1 protein-coding gene is annotated in these 682 nt (G+C 57.8%); it reads left to right on the top strand.

Translation table 11 applies throughout. The features are described 5' to 3' along the window. On the top strand, positions 1 to 682 hold a 682-nt coding region (locus tag AC1DX0_RS36685; RefSeq protein ID WP_477359514.1), incomplete at both ends, for a GDP-mannose 4,6-dehydratase.

Genomic DNA, 682 nt, shown 5'->3' with positions numbered 1-682 from the left:
GATCTCTCCGGTCTCATCCGGGTCCTCCAGGACGTTCGTCCGGCCGAAGTCTACAATCTTGCCGCGCAATCTTTCGTCAAATCGTCTTGGCAGCAACCGCTTTTGACTGGCAACGTGACGGGCATTGGCGCCGCCAATGTGCTGGAAGCGGTGCGGATAACGTGTCCTGAAACCCGTTTCTACCAGGCATCTTCTTCGGAAATGTTTGGGCTGATCCAGGAACCCATCCAGTCGGAAAAAACCCCCTTTTACCCGCGCTCTCCCTACGCCGCAGCCAAGCTCTATGCACATTGGATGACGGTCAATTATCGCGAAAGCTTTGGGCTCCACGCGTCGAGCGGCATTCTCTTCAATCATGAATCGCCCCTGCGCGGCATCGAATTCGTCACCCGCAAGATTACCGACGCTGTCGCCCGCATTAAGCTTGGACTGCAGGACAAGCTGGCGCTCGGCAATTTGGACGCCAAGCGCGACTGGGGCCACGCACGCGACTATGTCGAAGCCATGTGGCTGATGGTGCAGCAAGACACGGCAAGCGACTATGTGGTCGCCACGGGCAAGACCGTCTCCGTTCGGGACTTCTGCAAGCTCGCCTTCGAACATGCCGGTCTCAATATGGAGGATCACGTCTCCATCGACGAACGCTTCCTGCGGCCTGCGGAAGTTGAAGTCCTGCATGGCA

This window comes from Mesorhizobium sp. P3_A9 (genome assembly GCF_056402975.1).
Note: the sequence above shows the minus strand (reverse complement) of the source record. Positions and strands in the feature narration are given on the sequence as shown.